This window comes from Flavobacterium urocaniciphilum (genome assembly GCF_900110615.1).
GTDB lineage: Bacteria > Bacteroidota > Bacteroidia > Flavobacteriales > Flavobacteriaceae > Flavobacterium > Flavobacterium urocaniciphilum.
In genome coordinates, this window is record NZ_FOEI01000013.1 from 1 (window position 1) to 4,228 (window position 4,228).

Sequence of the window (4,228 nt, forward strand, 5' to 3'; positions counted from 1 at the left end):
GAACAACTTCTTGGCAATATTCATTTGCGCCGGCGCCTTACGGATTACCAACAGGAGCAGGTACAACTACGAATTCAAATACTGCAAACGTTGTTACGGGAATTCCAGGTATTGTTTACCAATATTATGTTAGAGCTGATTGTAATGATGGAAATTTCAGTACATGGGCTGGTCCGTTTACATTTACGTTACCTCAAGTTGCCACTCCATTAAATTTTGTTGATGGTTTTGAAACGTTAACAGGATGGACATTGTCTAATGGTACGCAGCCAAATAAATGGGCTGTTGGTACAGGTATTAACAATGGTGGAACTCATTCATTATATGTTACAGAAACTAATGGAGTTACAAATACCTATAACGTTGCAGGAACAACTGTTGTACATGCTTATAAAGATTTCGCAATTCCAGCAGGAGCAACTCAGTTAGATTTTACTTTTGATTGGCATAATAGTGGTGAAGCAGCGGATTATTTCAGAGTTTGGACAGTTCCAGCTTCATTTACTCCAACAGTTGGAACGCAAGTAACAGCTTTAGTAAATAGTAGAATTAAAATTGGAAATGATTTTTATTCTAATCCAAACTTTACTACAAACAATTATACGTTAAATGCTGTTCCTTATGCAGGTGGTACTATGCGTGTAATTTTCGAGTGGAGAAATAACAATACTGCAGGAAATCAACCACCAGCAGCTATTGATAACATCAAATTAGATTTAGTGACTTGTCCGAAACCAATGAATCCGACAATCTCTAATATTAACTATAATAATGCTCAAGTTAACTGGGCTAATGGCGCTACAGAAACAGAATGGGAAGTAATCGTTTTACCACAAGGTTCAGCGGCACCAACTGCTACTTCAACAGGGGTTCAAGCTTTAACAAATCCATTTATTGTAACAGGATTAACTTCAGTTACATGTTATGATGTGTACGTTAGAGCAGTATGTTCTCCAACAGAAAAAAGTTTCTGGTCTTCAGTAGCAACTTTCTGTACTACACCACATTTCTGTGCGGGAGATCATTTTTATGATACAGGAGGAGCAACAGGAGCTTATTCAAACAGTCAAAATATTGTAACAACAGTTTGTCCTGATAATGCAGGAAATGTTGTAACTGTTATATTTAATTCATTTAATGTAGCAGCAGGAGATAATTTAATTATCAGAGATGGTAACTTAATTACATCTCCAATTTTAGGAACGTATACAGGTACAAATTTACCACCTTCATTTACGGCTACTTCTGCAAGTGGATGTTTAACTTTTGTGTTTACATCAAACGCTGCTGGAACTGCTGCAGGATGGGATGCTTCAATTATTTGTACACCTCCAATTACGTGTCCAAAGCCTACAAACTTATTAACTTCAAATATTACTACGAACTCAGTTGATTTAGCTTGGACTGAAAACGGAACTGCTTCTCAATGGGAAATAATTGTATTGCCATTAGGTTCTCCAGTTCCTGCACCAGGTACAGTTGGAGTTATAGCAAATACAAATCCATTTACTTATAATGTTGGATTAACACCGGGAACTGCTTATACATATTTTGTAAGAGCAATCTGTTCTCCAACTGATGCTAGTTTTTATTCAAATGGAGCTAATTTTTACACAAGACCAGCGAATGATGAGTGTGCAGCTGCGATAAATGTTCCTGTAAATAATGATTTAAATTGTACTGTTGTAACTGCTGGTACAATTACAGGAGCAACAAATTCAGGATTACCTGGTTCAACGTGTGGTGGAACTGCAGATGATGATGTTTGGTTCTCATTTACTGCAACTTCATCAGCTCATATTATTAATTTAAATGATATTGTTGGATTTACAGATTTAAGTCATGCTGTATATTCAGGAACTTGTGGTGCCTTAACTTTAATGTACTGTGATATTAACAATTTTAGTTATAACAATACTTATGTTGCAGGTCAAACTTATTATTTAAGAGTTTGGACAGCAAGTTCAACTGCTAATCTAGTATCATCATTTAACGTTTGTATCAATAGAGTATTACCGCCAGTATTTGCTCAAAACTCTGTTGCAACTTCTACAACAGGTTCATATACCGTTCCTGAATTAGTTACAGACGTACTTGTAACTTCACCATGTGGAATTGTATCAAATATTACTTGGTCTACAGGTACAAATTTTGGACAACAAAATGGTATTGGATATTTTAATAAAAATGGTTCTTCTTTCGGTTTAGATGAAGGAATTATTTTAGCAACTCGTTCAGCAGATACTTGTGACGGACCTAATACAGCTGGTTCTGAAGGAACTGCTTCTTGGACTGGTGATGCACAATTACTTGCTTATATGCAATCTGTTGGTCAGTCGGTAACAAGTTATAACAACTCATCAAAAATAGAATTTGATTTTGTGCCTATTGCAGATCAAGTTAAATTTGATTTCATATTTGCTTCAGATGAGTACGGTACATTCCAATGTACATTCTCTGATGCCTTTGCTTTCTTCTTAACGAATTTGTCTACAGGTGTAACAACTAATTTAGCTGTTATTCCAGGAACAAATCCTCCAGTACCGGTAGCGGTAACAACAATTAGAAAAGCGGAATATAATGGTGGATGTTCTTCAGAAAACCCAACGTTTTTTGATAAATTCTATGGAACTGGAACACCACAAAATGGATTACCAGATGTAATTGCACCAACAAATTTTAAAGGATATACTATTCCTATGTCTGCTGTTGGAACTGTAATCCCAGGTCAAACATATCATATGAAATTCGTTGTAGGAGACAGAAATGACTCGTCTTTAGACAGTGCTGTATTCTTAAGTAAATTTGATATTGGAAATGTAGATTTAGGAAACGATTTAACAGTTTCTGGAAATAATGCATTATGTGTTGGTCAATCTTATATTATTGATAGTGGATTAACAAATCCTCCTTATGAATTTACATGGTATCACCAAGCACCAGGAGCAACTTCTTTTGTTGAACTTGTTGGTCAAACAGGCTCTACTTTAAATGTTACTGCACCAGGTGAATATAAATTAGTAGCTCATTACATTGGTTCTGCTTGTGTTGGTGAAGATACTGTTTTGGTTGAGTTTTATCCTGATTTGATTTTAAACACTCCAGAACCAAATGATTTATCAATTTGTACTTCTGCAACTACTACTGCATTTGATTTAACACAAAATACACCAGTTGTATTAGCTAATTTTGCTACTCCTTCTGATTATTTAGTTACATATTATTTATCACAAGCAGATGCTATTGCTGGAATTAATGCTATTCCAAATCCAGATACATACATGAATATTTCTTCTCCTCAAACAATTTGGATGAGAATATACAGTATTGTAACTTTCTGTTCAGGAATTAAGAGTTTTGATATTCAGATTCAAACACCTCCTACAGCAGATATTTCATTTAACAGTACTTATTGCTTCAATGCAAATACTGCAACTGCTACATTAACAGGAACTCCAGGTGGAACATATTCTATTATAGGTTCACCAGCTAATATTTCTGTAAACAATAGTGGAGTTGTAACTTGGAATGATCAAGTTGTACCAGGATCTTATACAATTTATTATGCAGTTGGTGTTGCGCCATGTAATTCTGATGATTCGTTTACTTTTGTAATCGAAGCTCCAATTACTGGTTCTTTTGCAAGTGCAAATTCAACAATTTGTCAAGGTGATACTTCTGTTATTTCATTTACAGGTACTCCATTAGCAACAATTACTTATAACGATGGAACTTCAAATCAAACGGTTGTTTTAGATGCTTCAGGTAACGGTTCAATTACTCATAATGGAGGAACAAAAACATATACTTTAGTAAATGTAATGTTAGGTAGCTGTACTCAAGTTATTTCAGGATCAGTAATGATTACTGTTTCACCTGTACCTCAATTTAATATTACAGGAGAGTGTGTTGGAAGTCAGTTTGTATTAACAGCTAATATTGCAAATCCTCAAGATTATAGTTTTGAATGGAGAAATAGTGCAAATATTGTTGTTGGTACTAATACTAATACTTTAGCAATAAGTGAACCAGGTAACTATTCATGTACAGTTACTAACTTAACAGGATTTGCTTGTACATCTGTAGAGATTGAATTATTTGACAATGTATTCTGTCAAATCCAAAAAGGTATTTCACCAAATGGAGATGGCTTAAATGATTACTTAAAATTGGTTGCGAATAAGGTTGAGATTTTCAATCGATATGGAAAATCAGTTTATGTTAAGAC

The 4,228-nt window shown here is 34.7% G+C and carries 1 protein-coding gene; it reads left to right on the forward strand.

From position 1 onward, the window contains the following. A partial coding sequence (locus BMY86_RS13190) for a choice-of-anchor L domain-containing protein (RefSeq protein ID WP_091470328.1) occupies window positions 1–4,228 on the forward strand: 4,228 nt, incomplete at both ends.